The organism is Plectonema radiosum NIES-515, assembly GCF_025753815.1.
Taxonomy (GTDB): Bacteria; Cyanobacteriota; Cyanobacteriia; order Cyanobacteriales; family Nostocaceae; genus Hassallia; species Hassallia radiosum_A.
In genome coordinates this window covers 1-4,878 of the sequence record NZ_JAOWRF010000078.1, presented here as the reverse complement: position 1 = coordinate 4,878, position 4,878 = coordinate 1, and the positions used below count along the sequence as shown (strand labels likewise).

The window sequence follows — 4,878 nt, the reverse complement described above, 5'->3', positions numbered from 1 at the left end:
CATCCCCTGCATCTTCAAGTGTACGCTGAACATTTGTTTTTGCATCATCAGCTGCACGTTGAGCATTTATTGTCAAGTCACCGGCAGCATCCTGAGCGTTGTCTTTGATATTTTCCAGTCCTCGCTGAACTCCCTTGGCAAAATCTTCAGCGGTATTGCCAATTTTCTCTTTTGCACCCTGAGCATTTTGCTGAAGGTTCTTGGCTAAATCTGCCGCGTTTTCACCTTTATTCTCTAAGCTGCGAAGGGTTTTTTCTCCCAAAGTACCTGTTTGGTCATTAACGTTTTGTTCAGCATTTTGCTTCAGAGCTTCAGCTTTGGCTTTAACTTCAGTTTTTGCTTCTTTTGATCTAGGATCGGTATCGCTGAAGTTGTTCATTCCACCTTCGTAGGGATTAAGGATTTTATCACCTTTGGGAACGGATAGCTCAGAATTAGCTCCTGCTTTTGGTTCTCCTGCTGTTACGGAACCGCAAGCTTGTGTAACGATCAGTAAAACCCCCATACACAAAACCGTCAATATTTTGATTGGGCGAATATTTTTTAGCCAAGCAATTACTTTGTCCATGTTGTTACTCCTTGTGTTTGTGTAAATAAGTTAAACTTTAACTAAGATAACCCAATAATTTGAAGTTTGAGATTTTGGATTTCTGCACAATCTCCAACTTCAGGTAAAAAACCTATTTGCCAAATGCGGGATTTTTTTGCAATTCTGGTCTTGCATTGGCTTCATCTGCTTTGTTTTTCAAAAAGCCTGAAGCTTCTTTAACTTTTTCTTTTACAGTTTCAATTCGCTTGTAATTTTTTCCAAAAAGCTATCAAACCGTTCACGAAGTCCTCCTTTCAACTTGAAACAAACCATTTTTTTTCGGTGAACAGATTTGTTTACCTTTAAGTTAACAAATCTTTCATCAACGCTTGTCAAGCTTAGAGTAAATAAAGCAACCTTTGCCTCTAGCAAAGGTCACATTTTAACGATCACATTATGTCAATTTTCTCTAACTTAAGAGAGATATAAGCTACTATCATGAGATTTGGATTTGCTTGTGGCAATTTACTTTTGTTTTCTGTTGTATAAATATTTAGTTATCAATTAATCTTTACTAGACATCTGGTACAAAAGACGTATAGACGTTGCATGTGCTACCTCTATACAAGGGTTTCGGGCAACGCATAATAAAAGATCGGTGGATGTCTAGTTATGTCAGCCTTGAGATTGAAGTTGATTAATCTATAGAAAACTGTCAATGCGGCTTCACATTTTTATTACAGAAAATTTCTAGTTTTTCGCCGTTTTAAACAACTCAAATGCCAACACTGATTTTTAATTTCGGACAAAATTTAATGATAATTAGGATATGAAAACTTGTTAAGAGAGCTTCACATTTTCATAAAACCTGGGTATGTGTGGCTATTTTACCATAATATTTTAGGTGTTCAGCCATAGGAAACTTTATCAGTTAAACTACCGAAATGATGAAGCAATTTTTACGCTGGCTAATTTTGGGGGGAACGCTATTTTTTTTAGCCAGAGCTTTTAAGGATCACTGGGTTGAGGTGACAGCGATCCGCATTGATGCAGTTGGATGGGCAATTATAGCGATCGCTACAGGTGTCACAATGCTTGCACACACTTGGGCAGGCTGGGTATGGACTTGGGTTCTGCAAGACTTGAATCAACCTGTAGAATCTGTGCATTTTATTCAAGTTTACCTCAAAACAAACATCGCTAAGTATTTGCCAGGTAATATTTGGCATCACTATGGGCGAATTGTTGCCGCCAAAAATGCCAATGTTTCACCAAGCGTAGCCACCTTGAGCGTATTGCTAGAACCGTTACTACTGGCAGCTGCTGCTTTAATTATCATTGTCTCACTTGGCGGCACATTTGCAGCAGGCAATATCAACTTACTCGTGCAAATAATGCAACTACTGGCTTTGCTGGGAGTGCTTTGTGTAGTTCATCCTCGATTTTTAAATCCGGCTATTAGCTTTTTGCAACGCTTGAAGGCGAAAATGTCTAAGACTGGTGCCGAGTCAAACGCTATGAGTATTGGACGCTATCCCCTGGGACCTTTGTTAGGAGAACTCGGCTTTTTGGGACTGCGAAGCCTTGGGTTTATATTAACTATGTTCGCTTTGGGTCCTTTGAATTTAAGTCAAATTCCTTTATTAATAGGTGCTTTTAGTTTCGCTTGGTTAGTGGGATTTGTTGTTCCTGTTCCGGGGGGTTTGGGTGTATTTGAAGCCACAGCGATCGCCTTATTACAAAATCGCTTTCCGGCTGCTATAGTCATTAGTGCGATCGCTCTCTATCGTCTGATTAGTATTGTCGCCGAAACCGCTGGTGCAGCATTAGCTTGGCTCGACGAACAACGCCAAACTTAGTCATAAGTGCTGAATTTGGGTTTGTTTCGCTCCTAATTCCAAATTCACCCTTGGATGCGTTCTCTTATGGGGTTATGGAAAGTGCGATCGCTTTGTCTCGCTTTTTGCTCTCAACTTTATTAGAGGTTTTTACGGTCAAAACCCCTGATTCCTCAGTGATATCCTTTGAGAAATCGGGGTTCTTAAGCAGGTCAATTTTCACATTATCTAAGAAGTATTCAGGGTAATGTCAACTCTTAACTTAACTTTTTTTGCGTACTTACTTCAAAAAAAAGTTGAATATGTAATATAATTTTCGCTACACCTGAGTTATTGTTATTAACCTGACAAATTAGTGTAAACTTATACTTTATCAAGTGTATATAATTTGACAAAATCCCCATTCATCTAGTGTCTGAAAGTAGCAAATATAAAGGTAAATAATATGATATTGAAGATAAATGAATAAGAGTAAAATTTAAGTATTCTTGTCGGACAGTTCAAAAAATCTCTGAAAAATAGTAATAACACAGAAGAGTAAATCTAGTATAAAAAATTGAAGCGATCGTAAATATCGCGGGTTAATCGCCAAAGAAAATTCACAAGTTGTTAAATTTAAAGTTTCAGCCTCGGTTAGTAGGTACTTGAAAAAACTAAAGGAAATACATGGGACAAGGATTGTTGCAAATTGGGCTAACGCTCTGCATTGTTATAGTAATAACTCCACTCATAGGTAAATACATAGCCCGTGTATTTTTAGGAGAAAAAACGCTACTTGATTTAGTAATGCAGCCTGTAGAAAGATTGATTTATACACTAGCAGGTGTCCGCGTTCCCGATAACATGACTGGTTGGCAGTATGGGCGGGCAATACTGTACACTAATCTCATCATGGGCATTTTCGTATGTCTGTTAATAGCGCTTCAGAAATTCTTGCCCTTTAATCCCACGCGGTTAGGGATGCCGACTTGGGATACAGTCTTACATACTGCGATTTCATTTCTGACAAATACCGACCAACAACATTATGCCGGCGAAACAACCTTAAGTTATTTCAGCCAGACAGCAGCTTTAGGCTTTTTGATGTTTACCTCAGCAGGGACGGGATTAGCGGTAGGAATTGCCTTTATTCGTGGCTTAACAGGTAGACCTTTAGGAAATTTTTACGTCGATTTGACTCGTGGGATCACACGAATTTTACTACCAATTTCGGTGATTGGAGCGATCGCCTTACTTTTAACAGGTGTACCGCAAACATTAGCAGGACCGCAAGTTGTCAGAACCCTCGAAGGTGCAACGCAATACATCGCAAGAGGTCCAGTCGCATCCTTTGAGATCATCAAACAACTAGGTGAGAATGGTGGCGGTTTTTTTGGGGTTAACTCGGCACATCCCTTTGAAAATCCCAATGGTGTTTCTAATTTAATCGAAGAAATCGCCATGATTTCGATTCCAGCGGCATTGATTTATACCTATGGTTTATTTGCCAACAACACCAAACAAGCTTGGTTACTTTTCTGGATGGTATTTATCATTTTTGTAATTTTAGTTTGCATCACAGCCGTCGGTGAACTGCAAGGAAATCCTTTAATTAATAACGCTTTAGCAACAGACCAGCCGAATTTAGAAGGCAAAGAAGTAAGATTTGGCTGGGCACAAACTGCATTATGGGCAGTCATGACCACTGCAACCATGTGCGGCGCTGTCAACGGTATGCATGATTCTCTCATGCCAGGTGGTGGCTTTTCTACCCTTTTTAACTTATTTTTGCAGATTATTTGGGGCGGTCAAGGAACAGGCACCGCTTACTTATTCATTTACCTAATTCTCACCGTATTTTTAACTGGACTGATGGTGGGACGCACCCCGGAATTTTTCGGACGCAAAATAGAAAAGCGAGAAATCATCCTTGCGAGCGTAGTTCTGCTGGTTCACCCAATTGTAGTTTTAATTCCCACCGCGATCGCCTTAACTTCTCCCAACACTTTATCGGGAATTACCAACCCAGGTTTTCACGGTATCTCCCAAGTAGTTTACGAATATGCTTCAGCAGCTGCTAACAACGGTTCTGGTTTGGAAGGATTAGCTGATACCCAACCTGCACCTACAGCTTTGTGGTGGAACTTAAGTACTTGTGTGAGCATCTTAGTAGGACGCTACGTACCAATTATCGCCATCCTACTTTTAGCTGACAGTATGGCACATAAACCAACACTGGCAGAAACCCCTGGTACCCTGAGAACCGATTCTCTGCTATTTACTAGTATTACCGCTGGAGTAATTCTGATTTTAGGAGTACTGACATTCTTCCCCGTTTTAGCATTAGGTCCGATCGCTGAAGGTTTTAAACTCGCTGCCCGGTAGTTAGAACAAAAAAGTTATGAGGAGCGGAGTTAGAAGTTAAGAGTTAAAAACTCCCAACTCCCCACTCCCAACTCCCCACTCCCAACTCCCCACTCCCAACTCCCAACTCCCCACTCCCAACTCCTGGCTCTTACACACATCTGACGC

General features: G+C 40.4%; 4 protein-coding genes. 2 read left to right on the top strand and 2 right to left on the bottom strand.

Features of this window, described 5'->3' with window-relative positions; translation table 11 throughout:
• Window positions 1-568, bottom strand: a 568-nt coding sequence (locus OGM63_RS05040) for a DUF6658 family protein (protein WP_263744405.1), incomplete at its 3' end; no start/stop codon positions are given.
• A gap of 112 nt (window positions 569-680) precedes the next feature.
• Window positions 681-791, bottom strand: a complete 111-nt coding sequence (locus OGM63_RS29510) for a DUF6658 family protein (protein ID WP_318528405.1) — start codon at window positions 789-791, stop codon at window positions 681-683.
• 682 nt (window positions 792-1,473) lie between these two features.
• Here OGM63_RS29510 and OGM63_RS05035 point away from each other — a divergent pair.
• Together OGM63_RS05035 and kdpA are read left to right on the top strand one after the other, a co-directional pair.
• On the top strand, window positions 1,474-2,388 hold the full coding sequence (locus tag OGM63_RS05035; RefSeq protein ID WP_263744404.1) for a lysylphosphatidylglycerol synthase domain-containing protein: 915 nt from the start codon (window positions 1,474-1,476) through the stop codon (window positions 2,386-2,388).
• Between the two features lie 645 nt (window positions 2,389-3,033).
• Window positions 3,034-4,731, top strand: a complete 1,698-nt coding sequence (gene kdpA, locus OGM63_RS05030) for a potassium-transporting ATPase subunit KdpA (RefSeq protein ID WP_263744403.1) — start codon at window positions 3,034-3,036, stop codon at window positions 4,729-4,731.
• Window positions 4,732-4,878 lie beyond the last annotated feature (147 nt).